Raw genomic sequence first — 17,175 nt, forward strand, 5'->3', positions numbered from 1 at the left:
AGGCCTTCAGTACCACCGCGCCTCGCCCGGCGGGCGTTTCTTGAAGCGTTTCATGCTCCACATGTACTGGCTTGGGTAGGCCCGTACATAGCGCTCCACCACTTGGCTCATGGCGGCGCACGAGGTTTCGGTGTCGGTGCTGTACATCGCGTCCGGGGCGGCTTCGAGGATGACTTTGTAGCCCGAGCCGTCCGGCAGGCGCAGGGCATGAAGGAACACGCCGACTGCTTTACCGCCAGCCAGCATGTTCGGCACGAACTTGCTGGTCAGGGCCTGGGTGGCGAAGAAGGGCACGAAGATGCCGGCGGATTCGGACGGTTCCGGGTCGGCGGGAATGCCCACCTGGCCGCCTTTGCGCACTTCCTTGATGACGCTGAGAATGCCTTCCTTGGTCGACGCCGCGACTTTGTTGCCCAACTGTACGCGTTGTTTTTGCAGCAGTTCATCCACCGCCTTGAGCTTGGGCGGACGGTAGAAAATGATCGGTTTGCACTGGCTGCAATAGAAGTGGTTGAGCACTTCCCAATTGCCCAGGTGGCTGGTGATGCCAACCACGCCTTTGCCGGAAGCCAGGGCTTCTTTCAGCACTTCCAGGCCTTCGACTTCGCGCACCAGTTCGATGGAACGCTGGGCCGGCCAGATCCAGGCGCAGGCGCTTTCGGTCAGGGATTTGCCGATGTCCTTGAGGCTCTGGCCCACCAGGCGTTCGCGCTCGGCCGGGTCCATCTCGGGAAAGCACTTGGCGAGGTTGATCCGCACCACGTCGCGGGAACGGTTGGGAAATTTCCACATGAGCCAGCCAATCGCCGAACCCACTGCCTGCACCGCTCGCCAGGGCAGCAGCGCAAACAACCGCAGAGCGCCGACCAGCAAGGCGCCTTTCAACTTATCCACAGGTCACTCCTGAATGTATGGGCCGTGTTGCGAGCCGGCTATTCTAACCGCCGTTTACCAACTCGGCGTAGCGGTCGCAGTCCTGGGTGTGGTCCATGACCATGCCCGAGGCCTGCATCAACGCATAACAAATGGTCGGGCCGACGAAAGTGAATCCGGCTTTCTTCAGGCCTTTGCTCATCGCCACTGCCTCGGGCGTGATGGCCGGCACTTCGGTGCGGTCCTTGAAATGATTGATGATGGGTTGGTCGCCCACGAACGACCAGAGGAACGCCACCGGGTCTTCCAGCGCCAGCCAGGCCTGCGCATTGCGGCGGGCGGCCTTGAGCTTGAGACGGTTGCGGATGATACCGGGGTCGAGCATCAGTTCATCGATTTCCGCATCGCTCATTTGCGCCACCCGCTGCACATCGAAGCCGTACAACACTTCCCGGTAGCGCTCGCGTTTGCGCAAAACGGTGATCCAGGACAACCCGGCCTGGAACCCTTCGAGCAAAAGCAACTCGAACAAACCCTGCGCATCGCGCAGCGGCGTGCCCCACTCCTGATCGTGATAAGCCATGTACAACGGATCGTCAGAACACCAAAAGCAGCGTGGCATAAGGCTCCAGGGGGCGTGCGCACGAACGAATCGGGTATACTCCCGCTCTTTAAATCGCAGCCCAAGAAACAGGTGAATTTCGTGAGCCAGCCTACGCCAGCCGTGCGTACCTTCCAAGACTTGATCCTCGCCCTCCAGCAATACTGGGCCGAGCAAGGTTGCGTGGTACTTCAGCCCTACGATATGGAAGTAGGCGCCGGCACTTTCCACACTGCCACGTTTCTGCGTGCCATCGGCCCGGAAACCTGGAACGCCGCTTATGTGCAGCCCAGCCGCCGCCCGACTGACGGCCGCTACGGCGAAAACCCGAACCGCCTGCAGCACTACTACCAGTTCCAGGTGGTGCTGAAGCCGAACCCGGAAAACTTCCAGGAACTGTACCTGGGCTCCCTCAAGCACGTCGGCCTCGACCCGCTGGTGCACGACATTCGTTTCGTCGAAGACAACTGGGAATCGCCAACCCTGGGCGCCTGGGGCCTGGGCTGGGAAGTCTGGCTCAACGGCATGGAAGTGACTCAGTTCACTTACTTCCAGCAAGCGGGCGGCATCGAGTGCTACCCGGTTACCGGCGAGATCACCTATGGCCTGGAACGCCTGGCCATGTACCTGCAGGGCGTGGATTCGGTCTACGACCTGGTGTGGGCCGACGGCCCGTTCGGCAAAGTGACCTACGGCGACGTGTTCCACCAGAACGAAGTGGAGCAGTCCACCTACAACTTCGAACACGCCAACGTCGAGAAGCTGTTCGAGCTGTTCGATTTCTATGAGAGCGAAGCCAAGCGCCTGATCGAGCTGGACCAGCCGCTGCCGTTGCCGAGCTATGAAATGGTGTTGAAGGCGTCCCATACCTTCAACCTGCTGGACGCACGCCGGGCGATTTCCGTGACCGCGCGCCAGCAATACATCCTGCGTGTACGCACCCTGGCGCGTTCTGTTGCGCAAGCCTACCTGCTGGCCCGTGCCAAGCTGGGCTTCCCGATGGCGACCCCGGACCTGCGTGATGAAGTGTTGGCTAAGCTGGAGGCTGCACAATGAGTGCTCAAGATTTTCTGGTTGAACTGGGCACCGAAGAACTGCCACCCAAAGCCCTGAACACCCTGGCCGATGCGTTCCTGGCCGGTATCGACAAGGGCCTGCAAGCCGCCGGCCTGAGCTACGAAGCCAAACAGGTGTACGCCGCGCCGCGCCGCCTGGCCGTGCTGATCACCGCCCTGGCGACCCAACAGCCGGACCGCAGCATCAACCTCGATGGCCCGCCGCGCCAGGCCGCGTTCGATGCCGACGGCAACCCGACCCAGGCCGCCCTGGGCTTCGCCAAGAAGTGCGGCGTGGACCTGAGCGAAATCGACCAGAGCGGTCCGAAGCTGCGCTACAGCCAGAGCATCAAGGGCAAGCCGACCGCCAGCCTGTTGCCGACCATCGTCGAAGACTCGCTCAATGACTTGCCGATCCCCAAGCGCATGCGCTGGGCTGCGCGCAAGGAAGAGTTCGTACGTCCAACTCAGTGGCTGGTCATGCTGCTCGGTGACCAGGTCATCGATTGCACGATCCTGGCCCAGAAGGCCGGTCGCGATTCCCGCGGTCACCGCTTCCATCACCCGCAAAGCGTGCGCATCACCTCGCCGGCCAACTACCTGGCCGACCTGCGTGCCGCCTACGTGCTGGCCGACGCCAACGAGCGCCGCGAGCTGATCAGCAAGCGCACCGAAGAGCTGGCCACCCTGCAGGAAGGCACCGCCATCGTGCCGGCCAGCTTGCTGGACGAGGTGACCGCGCTGGTGGAATGGCCGGTGCCGCTGGTGTGCTCGTTCGAGGAACGTTTCCTTGAAGTGCCGCAGGAAGCACTGATCACCACCATGCAGGACAACCAGAAGTACTTCTGCCTGCTGGACGCCGAAGGCAAGTTGCTGCCGCGCTTCATCACGGTCGCCAACATCGAAAGCAAGGACCCGCAGCAGATCATCGCCGGTAACGAAAAAGTCGTTCGCCCGCGCCTGACCGATGCCGAGTTCTTCTTCAAGCAAGACAAGAAACAACCCCTGGAAAGTTTCAACGAGCGCCTGCGCAACGTGGTGTTCCAGGAGAAACTCGGCAGCGTCTACGACAAGGCCGAGCGCGTGTCCAAACTGGCCGCGTTCATCGCCCCACGCATCGGCGGCGATGCCCAGCGCGCCGCCCGTGCCGGCATCCTGTCCAAGTGCGACCTGTCCACCGAAATGGTCGGTGAGTTCCCGGAGATGCAAGGCGTCGCCGGTTACTACTACGCCCTCAACGATGGCGAACCGCAGGATGTGGCCCTGGCACTGAACGAGCAGTACATGCCCCGCGGTGCCGGCGCTGAGCTGCCGACCACCCTGACCGGTGCGGCCGTGGCAATCGCCGACAAGCTCGACACCCTGGTGGGCATCTTCGGCATCGGCATGCTGCCCACCGGCAGCAAAGACCCGTATGCCTTGCGTCGCGCGGCGCTGGGCGTGTTGCGGATCCTGATCGACAAGCAATTGGACCTGGACCTGAACGACGCCGTGGCGTTCGCCGTCAATGCGTTCGGCAGCAAGGTCAAGGCCGCCGGCCTGGCCGATGCGGTGCTGGAATTCATCTTCGACCGTCTGCGTGCGCGTTATGAAGATGAAGGCGTCGACGTTGCGACCTACCTGTCGGTGCGTGCCCTGAAGCCGGGCTCCGCCCTGGACTTCGACCAGCGCGTACAAGCGGTGCAGGCGTTCCGCAAATTGCCGGAAGCGGCAGCGTTGGCGGCGGTGAACAAGCGCGTGTCGAACCTGCTGGGCAAGGCCGAAGGCAATATCGCGGCCACCGTCGAAGCCAAGTACTTCGACAATGCCAACGAGTTCTCCCTGTATTCGGCGATCCAACAGGCGGACCAGGCGGTCCAGCCGATGGCGGCAGCGCGTCAGTACAGCGAAACCCTGGCGCGCCTGGCGGCACTGCGCGAGCCGGTGGATGCGTTTTTCGAGGCGGTGATGGTCAATGCCGAAGACCCCAAAGTACGGGCCAACCGTTACGCGCTGCTGGCGCGTCTGCGTGGGCTGTTCCTCGGCGTCGCCGATATTTCGCTGCTGGGGTAACGCTTGAAACTGCTGATTCTCGATCGGGACGGGGTGATCAATCACGACTCCGACGCTTACATCAAATCCGTGGAGGAGTGGCTGCCGCTGCCCGGATCGATCGAAGCCATCGCGCAGTTGAGCAAGGCCGGCTGGACGGTGGCGGTGGCCACCAACCAGTCGGGCATTGGCCGCGGTTACTATGACCTCACGGTCCTGGACGCCATGCACGAGCGCTTGCGCGCCCTCGTGGCGGAGCAGGGCGGGGAAGTCGGCTTGATCGTCTATTGCCCGCATGGGCCGGACGACGGCTGCGATTGCCGCAAGCCCAAGCCGGGCATGTTGAAAACCATTGCCGCGCATTACGATGTGGCTTTGGCAGGTGTGTGGTTCGTCGGTGACAGTCTCGGTGACCTGGAGGCGGCCAAGGCCGTCGATTGTCAGCCAGTTTTGGTAAAGACCGGGAAAGGCGAGAAGACTCTGGGCAAGACCCTGCCGGTGGGCACCTTGATTTTTGACGACCTGGCGGCGATTGCCGCTGAACTTATCCACAATTAGAGCTCCCAAGACATCCTGATCAAGGACTGTTCGGGAAGCGCTTAAACAGGCGGGCAGTGCCCGCAACGGTAAACGCCGCTATGTCGATATTGCAGGCCATCAGAAGCTTCCTCTTTTACCTGCTGCTGGGCACCAGTTCCTTGTTGTGGTGTTCCTTGAGTTTTTTTATCGCGCCTTTTTTGTCGTTCCGGGCGCGCTACCGTTTCATTAACGTGTACTGGTGCCGCTGCGCACTGTGGCTGAGCAAGGTGTTCCTGGGCATTCGCTATGAAGTGAAGGGCGCCGAGAACGTGCCGGACCGGCCCTGCGTGATTCAGTCCAATCACCAGAGCACCTGGGAGACGTTCTTTCTCTCGGCCTATTTCGAGCCGTTGAGTCAGGTTCTCAAGCGTGAACTGCTGTTCGTACCGTTCTTCGGCTGGGCCATGGCGATGCTGCGCCCGATTGCCATCGATCGCGACAACCCCAAACTGGCGCTCAAGCAAGTGGCGAAGAAGGGTGACGAGCTGCTGAGGGACAACACCTGGGTGCTGATCTTTCCCGAGGGCACTCGTGTTCCTTACGGGACGGTTGGAAAGTTCTCCCGCAGCGGTTCCGCATTGGCGGTAAACGCTGAACTGCCGGTGCTGCCGATTGCACACAATGCCGGCAAATTCTGGCCAAAGGCTGGCTGGATCAGGACGCCGGGGGTCATCACCGTGGTGATCGGCGCGCCGATGTATGCCGAAGGCACTGGCCCCCGCGCCATCGCCGAGCTCAATGACCGCGTACAAGCCTGGAATGAACAGGCACAACGGGACATGGGTTCGCTTCCTCCCGGCCCTGTGGCGGAAGTCCCCACGGAACAAGCCGCTGTTTGAGATCTGTGGATAACCTGTGTACCGTTTTTTCGGAATTCGTTGTTTTTATGCTGTATGTGTTTGTTTTTAATACATATTTCATAAACACATAAAAGCCGTGTTCAGGTGCATAAGTTTTTATAGCACTCAAAAGATCGCAGCCTTCGGCAGCGCCTACGAGGATTGGATAGGTCCTGTAGGCGCTGCCGGAGGCTGCGATCCTTAATCTTCCAGCAACGGGAAGCGCAGGCTGAACGTCGTCCCCTTGCCCACTACGCTGTGGCACTCGATTTTCCCCTCGTGATGGTCCACCACGGCCTTGACCATCGATAATCCCAGGCCAATGCCATCCACCCCTTGGGCCGACGAAAATCGTCGATACTGGCTGAACAGGTCCGGCAGTTCTTCGGCGCTGATGCCTTTGCCCTGGTCGGCGACATTGCAGATCAACCAGCCCGACGCGCAATGCACCTGCAGGGAAATGCAGGCGTCGGGCGGGCTGTACTTGATGGCATTTTCCAGCAGATTGAACAGCGCACGGGTCAGCAACGATTGATCCGCCCTCACCATCGCCTCTTCATCTTCCAGTTCATGAACCAACTGGATGCGCTTTGCCTGGGCGATGGGTAGCGCTTGGTCGAGCACATCCAGCACCAGCATCGCGAACAGCGTGGGTTGGAACTGATACGCCTCGGATTCCGCCTTGGCCAATTGCACGAAGCCCTCGGTCAGGTCCAGCGCGCGACGTACCTGGCGCTCGATCTGGTCGAACAACGGATGATCGCCGCCCGCCTGGTGCCGCTGCACATCGAGCAGCGCAAGGATTGCCGAGTGAGGCGCGCGTAAATCATGGGAGAGGAAACGCAGCATGACGCTACGCTGTTCTTCCGCCTCGCGTTCGGCGCTCAGATCCGTGAGGCTCAGCAACCAGCCAATCGGCGCATCGCCATCAACCGGGAACAGCGCCGCCCGTTCCAGGCGCAAGCTGCGCTCGCGAATATCGCGAAACTCCACCAAGGGCAGTGTGGATAACCGGTGATGCGCCCCATGCTCCAACCCGGGATAACCCAGTTGCGCGAGATGCTCGAGCACATCGCCGCCCGCCAGGCCATGGCCGAAAAGCTCACGGGCCTTGCGATTACCGAGCAGCAACTTGCCTTGAGGATCGCTGATCATAGTCGCCACGGGCAGGTATTCCAAGCCATCGGCGATGAAGCGCCGGGTGTCGCGGGTTCGGCTCATGGCTTGTTCCAGGGCCATGATCTGCCCCTGCAAACGATCGCTGCCGGTGTATGAAGTACGACGACGCTCCGGAAAAACCTTGGGCTCCGCGTCCAGACGCGCCAGCTCCCAGCCGAAATAGGCCAGCACCACACTCAGGCGTCGCCAATTCCAAATCAAGTAGCCGAACATGATGCCCAGCACACTGGCCATGGGCGACCACCACCAGCCCTGCGCGCCCAGTACGGCACTGATCAGCAGGGCCAGGCTCATGCCGCCCACGGTTGTCCACAGGGCCAGGCGCGGGCGCAACAGCAACAAACCCAACACGCCCCCCACCAGGCACACCGACAACAACGCAGCACCTGAATGGTCACCCGTTGATTGGCTGCTCAATGACAGCAAGGCCGTCAACGGCAACAGCAGCAGACTTATCCACAACCACTCCCGCACCAACTGGCGGAACAACCGCTGGACCTGGGTGGGCTCACGACTCTCACGGCGACGCTGGTTACTCATAGGCCTCCTGGCCGAACTCAAGAACTGGGGATCTCTTCACAGGTCTGTATCAAGCCCACGACTATAACGAACTCGATGGGTGGCGCGCTGCTGCCTTTCCCTCCGTGCGGCGAGCCGGTATTGTCGCAGCCAGCGACAGGTCAATGGATCAGCCCCTGGCTGCCTTTTATTGCCACCTGAAGATGTCCGTTATTTTCGAGATCAAGGAATCGCATTCCATGCGTGTCGCCATACTGGACGATGAACCGGCCGAGCTGCGCCGGGTAGAACAGACCTTGCAACAAATCCCCGGCAGGAACGAGCCAGCCTGGACGCTGCACAGCTTTGAGCGAGGCGAAGACCTGTTACGGCAATTGCGCCGGGAAACCTTCGACTTGTTGATCCTCGACTGGCAACTGCCCGACCTCAGTGGGCTCTCGCTACTGCGCTGGACCCGCGAACACATGGATTCGCCACCGGCCGCCATCATGCTGACCAGCCGCGACGGCGAACACGACATCGTCCAGGCCCTCAACGCCGGTGCCGACGACTACGTGAGCAAACCCTTCAGGCCCAACGAGCTCAAGGCCCGGGTCACCGCTGTGCTGCGCCGTCATAACCTGCAACGCGCGCCCGCCAGCGACGTGCTGGTGTTCAACGACCTGGCGTTCGACGACGCCGAACTGACCATCACCCGCGCCGGCATTCCCATCAGCCTGACCGAACGGGAATACCGCCTGGCCCGGTGCCTGTTCGCCAACCTGGGCCGGCCGCTGTCCCGGGAATACTTCTACGAGCGCTTCTGGACCCATGAGGAAATGACCTCGTCCCGCCCGCTCGACACCCACATCTACCGTCTGCGCAACAAGCTCGGGCTGACGGCGGATCGGGGTTGGCAGTTGCTGACGATTTATGGGTATGGGTATCGGTTGGAGAGTGTCGCGGCGGGGAGTGAGGCGTCTGTCGCAAGTTAAAAAAGATCAGTTGGATACCTCTGTGGCGAGGGAGCTTGCTCCCGCTGGGCTGCGCAGCAGCCCCTTTTCTGTGAGTGCTCCGTCCTCAAGCGGGAGCAAGCTCCCTCGCCACAACGAATATCAACTGACCGTCCGCACCAGGCTCCCAGCCTTTGCGATCCGGCGGCGCTGTATCAGCAATCCGGACACGACCACCAGTACGCTGAGCAGCGCCGTCGCCAGGATCTCCACACGGTGGGCTTCCTGGAACAGCATGATGGTCAAGGCCCCGACGATGAAGAGAATCACCGCGTAGGTCAGGCCGGGGAACAGCCACATGCTGAAGGCGATTTTTTCACCACGGGCTATACGTTGCTTGCGCATACGCAGCTGCGAAACCGCGATGACCAGGTACACCAACAACGCAATGGCACCCGAACTGGCCAGCAGGAATTCAAAGACCGCCGCCGGTGCCACGTAGTTGGCAAACACCGCGAGGAAGGCCGCACCGGTTGACAGCATCACCGCCCAATAAGGCGTACCGCTCTTGTTAGTGCGCTGGGAAACGGCCGGCGCATCACCGCGCTTGCCTAACGAGAACATCATCCGGGAGGCCGTGTACAGCGCCGAGTTCAAGCAACTGGTGACCGCCACCAACACCACGATATCGACGATCAGCTTGGCATTGGGAATGCCCATGCGTTCCAGCACCGTCTGGTAGGAGCCGACGCTGGCCAGGAGTGGGTCGTTCCACGGCACCAGGGCCACGACGATGAAGATGGAGACGAGGTAGAACAAGCCAATCCGCCAGATCACCGAGTTGGTCGCCTTGGAAATCTGCTGGCCTGGGTTCTTCGATTCGGCCGCGGCGATGGTCACGATCTCGGTGCCCATGAACGAAAACATGGTGGTCAGGATCGCCCCCAGCACCGCGCCCATACCGTTGGGCAGGAAGCCCTGGGTGTCGAACAGATGAGAAACGCCGCTGACCTGGCTGGAGGGCAGAAAACCAAAGATCGCCATCACACCCAGCCCGATGAAGCCAATGATCGCCAGCACCTTGACCAGGGCGAACCAGAATTCGAACTCGCCGTAATTCTTCACGCTGAACAGGTTGGTGACCGTCAACAGCAGGGTAATGACCAGCGTGAAGGCCCAGATTGCAATGTCCGGGAACCACGCATGAAGAATCGTTGCGGCAGCGTTGGCCTCCAGCGGAATCACCAGGACCCAGAACCACCAGTAGAGCCAGCCGATGGTGAAACCGGCCCAGTGCCCAATCGCTCGGTCCGCATACGTCGAGAAGGAGCCGGTGTCCGGCGAAGCCACTGCCATTTCGCCGAGCATCCGCATCACCAGCACCACCAAGGCACCCGCGGCAGCGTAGGCCAGCAGCACGGCGGGACCGGCCGCAGCGATCGCGTGGCCGGAGCCGACGAACAGGCCGGCGCCAATCACACCGGCGATGGAGAGCATCGTCACATGACGGGGCTTGAGCCCTTGCGTCAGATTATCGGAAGTTTGCGTACCACTCATTGAGACAACCCTTGGCATTTGGATTTATTCGTACCACCTCGATTCCATCGTTTTCTGTAAATTTAAAAAAACGATGTGTAAGTTATTAAACACGCAAGTTTTACGCCAGAAAACCCGAGGCCCCCGGTAGCCGGGGCTCTTCACAGATTCCTAACCCATTGAGAATGAAGGCTTTATGCCAGGATGTTACCCAGCTACCCCGTTTGGGCTGATTGGTTTTTGAGGAAGCGGGCATTTTCAAGCGTAAAAAAAAAGCCAACGCATGTGCGTTGGCTTTTGTTGGAGCGGAGCGCTGCAGAAGAATCAGAAATCCAGGTTGGATACCGCCAGCGCGTTGCTCTCGATGAAGTCACGACGAGGCTCGACCGCATCACCCATCAGGGTGTTGAAGATCTGGTCCGCGCCAATGGCGTCTTCGATGGTCACTTTCAGCATCCGGCGCGAGCCCGGGTCCATGGTGGTTTCCCACAGCTGATCCGGGTTCATTTCACCCAGACCTTTGTATCGCTGGATGGTGTGGCGCTTGGTGCTTTCGGCCATCAGCCATTCAAGGGCTTCCTTGAACTCGGTCACGGCTTTCTTGCGTTCGCCACGTTGGATGTAGGCACCTTCGTCCAGCAGCGTGCTCAGTTGCGCGCCGAGGGATACCACGGTCTTGTAGTCGTTGCTGCCGAAGAAGTCGCGGTTGAAGGTGACGTAGTTCGACAGGCCGTGGGAGATCAGTTCGACCTCCGGCAGCCAGACGTTACGCTCACGGTCTTCACGCAGGCTGGCTTTGTAGACCAGGCCGGATTTCTCAACCGTGCGCAGGCGTACTTCGTACTGGGCCAGCCAATCCTGCATCGCTGCATGATTGGACAGTTGCTCCAGGCTCACGGCTGGCAGGTAGATGAAGTGCTCGGTCAGTTCCTGTGGGTACAGGCGCGACAGGCGCTTGAGGGTCTTCATCACCAGGCGGAAGTCGTTGACCAGGCGCTCAAGGGCTTCGCCGGAAATGCCTGGGGCATCTTCGTTCAGGTGCAGGCTCGCGTCTTCCAGGGCCGACTGCGTCATGTACTCTTCCATGGCGTCGTCGTCTTTGATGTATTGCTCTTGCTTGCCTTTCTTGACCTTGTACAGCGGCGGCTGGGCGATGTAGATGTAGCCGCGCTCGATCAGCTCCGGCAATTGACGGAAGAAGAACGTCAGCAGCAGGGTACGGATGTGCGAACCGTCGACGTCAGCATCGGTCATGATGATGATGTTGTGATAGCGCAGCTTGTCGATGTTGTACTCTTCGCGGCCGATGCCACAGCCCAGCGCGGTGATCAAGGTGCCGACTTCCTGGGAAGAAATCATCTTGTCGAAGCGCGCCTTCTCCACGTTGAGGATCTTGCCTTTGAGCGGCAGGATGGCCTGGGTGCGGCGGTTGCGGCCCTGCTTGGCGGAACCGCCAGCAGAGTCACCTTCCACGAGGTACAGCTCGGACAGGGCAGGGTCCTTTTCCTGGCAGTCAGCCAGTTTGCCCGGCAGGCCGGCGATGTCCAGCGCACCTTTACGACGGGTCATCTCACGAGCCTTGCGCGCCGCTTCACGGGCACGGGCGGCGTCGATCATCTTGCCGACCACCAGCTTGGCTTCGTTCGGGTTCTCCAGCAGGAAGTCGGAGAAGTACTTGCCCATCTCCTGTTCAACCGCGGTCTTCACTTCGGAAGACACCAGCTTGTCCTTGGTCTGGGAACTGAACTTCGGATCCGGCACCTTCACCGAAATGATCGCGGTCAGGCCTTCACGGGCATCGTCACCGGTGGTGGCGACTTTATGCTTCTTCGCCAGGCCTTCCTGTTCGATGTAGTTGTTCAGGTTACGGGTCAGCGCCGAACGGAAGCCCACCAGGTGAGTACCGCCGTCACGCTGGGGAATGTTGTTGGTGAAGCACAACAGGTTCTCGTTGAAGCTGTCGTTCCACTGCAGGGCGATTTCCACGCCGATGCCATCTTCACGCTGGACGTTGAAGTGGAACACCTGGTTGACCGGGGTCTTGTTGGTGTTCAGGTATTCAACGAACGCACGCAGGCCACCTTCGTACTTGAACAGTTCTTCCTTGCCGCTGCGCTCGTCCTTGAGGACGATGCCGACACCGGAGTTGAGGAAGGACAGTTCACGAATCCGCTTGGCCAGGATGTCCCAGCTGAAGTGGATGTTCTTGAAGGTTTCGCTCGAGGCCTTGAAATGGATCTGGGTGCCGGTGGACTCGCTGTCACCAACGATCGCCATCGGTGCCTGGGGCACGCCGTGGACATAGGTCTGTTCCCAGATCTTGCCGCTACGGCGAACCGTAAGAACAAGCTGTTCGGACAGTGCGTTCACTACCGAAACACCTACGCCGTGCAGACCGCCGGATACCTTGTAGGAGTTGTCGTCGAACTTACCGCCGGCGTGGAGGACGGTCATGATGACCTCGGCGGCGGAAACGCCTTCCTCTTTGTGCACGTCTACCGGGATGCCACGGCCGTTGTCGCGAACGGTGATGGACTCATCCGGGTGGATGATGATGCTGATGTCGTCGCAATGGCCGGCGAGGGCTTCGTCGATGGAGTTGTCGACCACCTCGAACACCATGTGGTGCAGACCGCTGCCATCGTCGGTGTCACCAATGTACATACCGGGACGTTTGCGTACGGCATCCAGGCCTTTCAGCACTTTAATGCTCGTTGAGTCGTACGTATTTTCTTCGCTCAATGCCTTCACTCCCGATGGTCGTGGGTCTGGGTGATACGGCCCTGTTCCACGTGGAACAGGGCGACTGGCGTTTCCGTCTGCCAGCCTTCCCTCAATAATTCGTGGTCTACACAGGTGATGAACACCTGGCAGCGTAAGTCTTCCAGCAAGCGGCACAGGGCGCGACGGTGGGCTTCGTCCAGCTCGGACGGCAAGTCATCCACCAGATAAATACACTGACCGCGACGGGCCTGGCTAACCAGATGCCCCTGGGCGATACGCAAGGCACACACCACCAACTTCTGCTGCCCCCGGGACAAGATGTCCGCGGCGTTATGTGCGCCCAATCTGAGGCGCAAGTCAGCGCGTTGTGGTCCAGCCTGGGTATGGCCCATCTGCTGGTCTCGCTGCAGCGAGCCAGCCAGCACGGTGCTCAGTTCCCGGTCCTTGTCCCAGCCTCGGTAATAGCTGAGCGTCAGGCCCTCAAGCTCAACCAGTTCGCTCAAGGTCTGCTCGAAGACCGGTTTCAAGGCTTTGATGTAAGCGCGGCGGTATTCATCGATTTCAGCGCTGGCCTGACACAGTTCCCTGTCCCAAACCGCTTGCGAAACGGCGTCAAGTGTACCATGCCGCAGCCAAGAGTTTCGCTGGCGCAGCGCCTTCTGCAAGCGTTGCCACGTCGACATGAAACGCGGTTCCACGTGGAACACGCCCCAATCGAGGAACTGCCGGCGAATCTTCGGTGCGCCTTCCAGCAGACGGAAGCTGTCCGGGTTGATCAGCTGCAACGGCAGGATCTCGGCCAGCTGTGCCGCACTGCGAGCGTTCTGCCCATCGATGCGGATCTGAAACTCGCCTTGCCGATCTCGCGATATCCCCAGGGCGCTGTGGCCGCCTTCCGCCAGCTCCACCTGGCCAAACACCGTGCACGCCAACTGATCGTACTGGATGACAGGTAACAGGCGGGTGCTGCGAAACGAACGGGCAAGCCCGAGCAAGTGCACGGCTTCCAGGACGCTGGTTTTGCCGCTGCCGTTGGCGCCGTAAAGGATATTGATGCGGGGGGAAGGGGAGAAGGTCACCGGGTGCAGATTGCGCACCGCGGTGACCGAGACGCGACTTAAGGACATCTAGCTGATTCTGATTACAGACGCATCGGCATGACAACGTAAGCCGAGTCGTCGTTGTCGGACTCTTGCACCAGCGCACTGCTGTTGGAGTCAGACAGGATCAGACGCACTTGCTCGGTAGTCATCACGCCCAGCACGTCGAGCAGATAGCTGACGTTAAAGCCGATTTCCAGGGAGCCGCCGTTGTACTCAACGCCTACTTCTTCTTCCGCTTCTTCCTGCTCCGGGTTGTTCGCCTGGATCTTCAGCTGACCATTGGCCAGTTGCAGACGAATGCCACGGTACTTCTCGTTGGACAAGATCGCGGTACGGCTGAAGGCTTCGCGCAGCGCTTGGCGATCGCCCAGCACCAGCTTGTCGCCGCCTTTTGGCAGCACACGTTCGTAGTCCGGGAACTTGCCGTCCACCAGTTTCGACGTGAAGGTGAACTCGCCCGTGGTGGCGCGGATGTGGTGCTGGCCCAGCACGATGCTGACATTGCCGTCCGGCTCGGTCAGCAGGCGGGCCAGCTCCAGGATACCTTTACGCGGCACGATCACCTGATGGCGATCCGGCTGGCCGATATCGGCCTGCATCGAGCACATGGCCAGGCGGTGCCCGTCGGTGGCAACAGCGCGGATAACGCCGGCCGACACTTCCAGCAGCATGCCGTTGAGGTAATAACGCACGTCCTGCTGGGCCATAGCGAAACTGGTGCGTTCGATCAAGCGACGCAGTTTGCTCTGGTCCAGGCTGCAAGTCAGAGAACCCGGGCCTTCTTCAACGGTCGGGAAATCGTTGGCTGGCAGTGTGGACAAGGTAAAGCGGCTGCGACCGGCCTTGACCACGAGCTTCTGCTCATCGACCTTGATGTCGATCAGCGCGTCGTTGGGCAGGCTCTTGCAGATGTCCATCAGCTTGCGCGCCGGCACGGTGATGGAACCCGGATCAGCCGGTTCCTCAAGTTGCACGCGACCGACCAGCTCGACTTCCAGGTCGGTACCGGTCAGCGATAATTGCTGGCCTTCGACAACCAGCAGCACGTTGGAAAGTACCGGCAAGGTCTGGCGGCGTTCGACGACGCCTGCGACCAGTTGCAGGGGTTTCAACAGGGCTTCGCGTTGAATGGTGAAATGCATGGTCTAGTCCCTTGCCTTAAAAGCTGCGCTGGTGGTCATCAAGTGGTCAGAGTACGCAGCAGGTTCTTGTAGTCCTCGCGGATGTCCGCGTCGGATTCCTTAAGTTCGTTGATCTTGCGGCAGGCGTGCAACACGGTGGTGTGGTCGCGTCCGCCAAACACATCGCCGATTTCCGGCAGGCTGTGGTTGGTCAGTTCCTTGGACAGGGCCATGGCCACCTGGCGTGGACGTGCCACCGAACGCGAACGGCGTTTGGACAGCAGGTCGGAGATCTTGATTTTGTAGTATTCGGCAACCGTTCGCTGAATGTTATCCACAGAAACCAATTTGTCCTGGAGCGCCAGCAGGTCCTTCAAGGATTCGCGAATCAGCTCGATGGTGATATCGCGACCCATGAAGTGCGAGTGAGCGATCACCCGCTTGAGGGCACCTTCGAGTTCACGCACGTTCGAGCGAATACGCTGGGCAATGAAGAAGGCGGCGTCGTGAGGCAGCTCGACCTTGGCCTGGTCGGCTTTCTTCATCAGGATCGCCACCCGGGTTTCCAGTTCCGGCGGCTCGACGGCCACCGTCAGGCCCCAGCCGAAACGCGACTTGAGGCGTTCCTCGAGGCCCTCGATCTCTTTCGGGTAGCGGTCACTGGTGAGAATGACCTGCTGCCCGCCTTCAAGCAATGCGTTGAAGGTGTGGAAAAACTCTTCCTGGGAACGTTCCTTGCGGGCGAAGAACTGAATGTCGTCGATCAGCAAGGCATCCACCGAACGGTAGAAACGCTTGAATTCGTTGATGGCGTTCAGTTGCAGCGCCTTGACCATGTCGGCCACGAAACGCTCGGAATGCAGGTACACGACCTTGGCATTCGGGTTCTTCTTTAATAAGTGGTTGCCCACGGCATGCATCAAGTGGGTCTTACCCAAGCCTACGCCGCCATACAGGAAGAGCGGGTTATAGCCGTGCTTGGGGTTGTCCGCCACCTGCCAGGCCGCCGCGCGGGCCAGTTGGTTGGATTTACCTTCGACGAAGTTTTCGAAGGTAAAGGTCCGGTTCAGGTAGCTGGTGTGCTTGAGCGCGCCTTCGACCTGGACGGTGCGCTGTTCGGCTCGCACCGGTGCCTGCTGGGAGCTGGCGCCGGCCATAGGGTCGAAGCTGTCCCGGGAAGGCTCTTCGCTGACTTCGGCAACCTTTTGTGTATTGCGCTTGCTCGAAGCAGGCGCGGGCGCCGGGGCTGCATGGTTGTTGACCGGTGCCGGCGCAGCCTGCTGGGCCTGTGACGCGGCGGCAGCCAGCGGCGCATTGGGCGCGGCGCGGGGTGCCGAGCTGCGTTTGCTGCCTATTAATAAGGACAGCGCAGGCGCCATGCCATTGCCATGCTCGTCGAGCAGTTCCATGACCCGGCCCAGGTACTTTTCGTTGACCCAGTCGAGAACGAAACGGTTCGGTGCATAGACACGCAACTCGTCGCCTTCGGCTTCGACCTGTAGTGGACGGATCCAAGTGTTGAATTGTTGGGCAGGCAGCTCATCGCGCAAAAGCTCCACGCACTGCTGCCAAAGTTCCACTGACACGGATATCCCCTAAGTTGAAAGCCGGTGAGGCAAAAACAAGCGGCCATTGTAGCGAGCAGACGTGCACTTATCCACACGCAGCTTGCTCATCGGCCATGATTTATCAGTGCGTTAACCGAGAGAAAGACGACCAGCGGTCGGTGGATAAGCTCTGTGGATAACCGCGCCTGAGGTCGTTGCACAACTGGGGGCGAAACTCGGTGGATAACCGGCCTGTGGATAACCAGGCATTTCACCCACAGCTTATCCGACAGCGCAGCACAGGCTGGCCACTGCTTTCCCGTGTAGTTGTCATTCTCTGTACATGGCGGATTACAAGGTCTTGGCATGGTTATCCACAGACAAGTGGCGGCCTAGCTTTTATAAGCTTTACAGAAAAGCTTTAAATAATTCCCTTCTTTATATCTATATCTAGCGCTCGGTGATGAATCCGCGAAAAACGCCTGGATATCTATTTAAAGGAAACGCTGGTTGGAAATTGACCTAGAGGCTTGCTT

At 60.0% G+C, this 17,175-nt stretch carries 13 protein-coding genes; 5 read left to right on the forward strand and 8 right to left on the reverse strand.

Features of this window, described 5'->3' with window-relative positions:
- Positions 1-6 precede the first annotated feature (6 nt).
- Both M1D99_RS00315 and M1D99_RS00320 read right to left on the reverse strand, forming a co-directional pair.
- The gene (locus tag M1D99_RS00315; protein WP_207963584.1) at positions 7-894 is read right to left on the reverse strand and encodes a lysophospholipid acyltransferase; all 888 of its coding nucleotides are present in this window, start codon (positions 892-894) and stop codon (positions 7-9) included.
- Between the two features lie 43 nt (positions 895-937).
- Complete coding sequence (locus M1D99_RS00320; RefSeq protein WP_186706450.1) at positions 938-1,495, reverse strand: DNA-3-methyladenine glycosylase I; 558 nt, start codon at positions 1,493-1,495, stop codon at positions 938-940.
- An 81-nt stretch (positions 1,496-1,576) separates the two neighbouring features.
- Between M1D99_RS00320 and glyQ the strand changes: the two genes are divergently transcribed.
- The 4 genes from glyQ to M1D99_RS00340 all read left to right on the forward strand — a co-directional run bounded on the left by glyQ (position 1,577) and on the right by M1D99_RS00340 (position 5,978).
- Positions 1,577-2,530 carry a glycine--tRNA ligase subunit alpha gene (glyQ, locus tag M1D99_RS00325; RefSeq protein ID WP_003177094.1) on the forward strand — a complete coding sequence of 318 codons (954 nt, stop codon included), beginning with the start codon at positions 1,577-1,579 and terminating at the stop codon, positions 2,528-2,530.
- Positions 2,527-4,581, forward strand: a complete 2,055-nt coding sequence (gene glyS / locus M1D99_RS00330) for a glycine--tRNA ligase subunit beta (RefSeq protein ID WP_434573368.1) — start codon at positions 2,527-2,529, stop codon at positions 4,579-4,581. The genes glyQ and glyS overlap by 4 nt, the downstream gene beginning before the upstream one ends.
- Positions 4,582-4,584: 3 nt before the next feature.
- Positions 4,585-5,118 carry a D-glycero-beta-D-manno-heptose 1,7-bisphosphate 7-phosphatase gene (gene gmhB / locus M1D99_RS00335; RefSeq protein ID WP_434573370.1) on the forward strand — a complete coding sequence of 178 codons (534 nt, stop codon included), beginning with the start codon at positions 4,585-4,587 and terminating at the stop codon, positions 5,116-5,118.
- An 80-nt stretch (positions 5,119-5,198) separates the two neighbouring features.
- On the forward strand, positions 5,199-5,978 hold the full coding sequence (locus tag M1D99_RS00340) for a lysophospholipid acyltransferase family protein (RefSeq protein WP_186706453.1): 780 nt from the start codon (positions 5,199-5,201) through the stop codon (positions 5,976-5,978).
- A 201-nt stretch (positions 5,979-6,179) separates the two neighbouring features.
- Here M1D99_RS00340 and M1D99_RS00345 read toward each other — a convergent pair whose 3' ends face one another.
- On the reverse strand, positions 6,180-7,697 hold the full coding sequence (locus M1D99_RS00345) for a sensor histidine kinase (protein ID WP_186706454.1): 1,518 nt from the start codon (positions 7,695-7,697) through the stop codon (positions 6,180-6,182).
- A 218-nt stretch (positions 7,698-7,915) separates the two neighbouring features.
- Between M1D99_RS00345 and M1D99_RS00350 the strand changes: the two genes are divergently transcribed.
- Complete coding sequence (locus tag M1D99_RS00350; protein WP_186706455.1) at positions 7,916-8,650, forward strand: response regulator transcription factor; 735 nt, start codon at positions 7,916-7,918, stop codon at positions 8,648-8,650.
- A gap of 120 nt (positions 8,651-8,770) precedes the next feature.
- On the opposite strand, the gene gabP is transcribed toward M1D99_RS00350, so the two are convergent.
- From gabP to dnaA, 5 genes are all read right to left on the reverse strand, one after another.
- Positions 8,771-10,165 carry a GABA permease gene (gene gabP, locus M1D99_RS00355; protein WP_458131235.1) on the reverse strand — a complete coding sequence of 465 codons (1,395 nt, stop codon included), beginning with the start codon at positions 10,163-10,165 and terminating at the stop codon, positions 8,771-8,773.
- Positions 10,166-10,468: 303 nt separating this feature from the next.
- Positions 10,469-12,886: a DNA topoisomerase (ATP-hydrolyzing) subunit B gene (gyrB, locus tag M1D99_RS00360; RefSeq protein WP_434573377.1), complete on the reverse strand. Its 2,418-nt coding sequence runs from the start codon at positions 12,884-12,886 to the stop codon at positions 10,469-10,471.
- 5 nt (positions 12,887-12,891) lie between these two features.
- Positions 12,892-13,995 carry a DNA replication/repair protein RecF gene (recF, locus tag M1D99_RS00365; RefSeq protein ID WP_092167953.1) on the reverse strand — a complete coding sequence of 368 codons (1,104 nt, stop codon included), beginning with the start codon at positions 13,993-13,995 and terminating at the stop codon, positions 12,892-12,894.
- A 14-nt stretch (positions 13,996-14,009) separates the two neighbouring features.
- On the reverse strand, positions 14,010-15,113 hold the full coding sequence (gene dnaN, locus M1D99_RS00370) for a DNA polymerase III subunit beta (RefSeq protein WP_003196145.1): 1,104 nt from the start codon (positions 15,111-15,113) through the stop codon (positions 14,010-14,012).
- A 38-nt stretch (positions 15,114-15,151) separates the two neighbouring features.
- The gene (gene dnaA, locus M1D99_RS00375) at positions 15,152-16,678 is read right to left on the reverse strand and encodes a chromosomal replication initiator protein DnaA (RefSeq protein WP_186728442.1); all 1,527 of its coding nucleotides are present in this window, start codon (positions 16,676-16,678) and stop codon (positions 15,152-15,154) included.
- Positions 16,679-17,175: the final 497 nt, after the last annotated feature.

This window comes from Pseudomonas sp. R3-41, from assembly GCF_054161485.1.

What these genes read in the sequence shown, in the direction of transcription:
- glyS (WP_434573368.1), top strand. Translation starts at nt 2,527, where the DNA reads ATGAGTGCTCAAGATTTTCTGGTTGAACTGGGCACCGAAGAACTGCCA.
- M1D99_RS00345 (WP_186706454.1), bottom strand. Translation starts at nt 7,697, where the DNA reads ATGAGTAACCAGCGTCGCCGTGAGAGTCGTGAGCCCACCCAGGTCCAG.
- M1D99_RS00320 (WP_186706450.1), bottom strand. Translation starts at nt 1,495, where the DNA reads ATGCCACGCTGCTTTTGGTGTTCTGACGATCCGTTGTACATGGCTTAT.
- dnaN (WP_003196145.1), bottom strand. Translation starts at nt 15,113, where the DNA reads ATGCATTTCACCATTCAACGCGAAGCCCTGTTGAAACCCCTGCAACTG.
- M1D99_RS00350 (WP_186706455.1), top strand. Translation starts at nt 7,916, where the DNA reads ATGCGTGTCGCCATACTGGACGATGAACCGGCCGAGCTGCGCCGGGTA.
- M1D99_RS00340 (WP_186706453.1), top strand. Translation starts at nt 5,199, where the DNA reads ATGTCGATATTGCAGGCCATCAGAAGCTTCCTCTTTTACCTGCTGCTG.
- gabP (WP_458131235.1), bottom strand. Translation starts at nt 10,165, where the DNA reads ATGAGTGGTACGCAAACTTCCGATAATCTGACGCAAGGGCTCAAGCCC.
- recF (WP_092167953.1), bottom strand. Translation starts at nt 13,995, where the DNA reads ATGTCCTTAAGTCGCGTCTCGGTCACCGCGGTGCGCAATCTGCACCCG.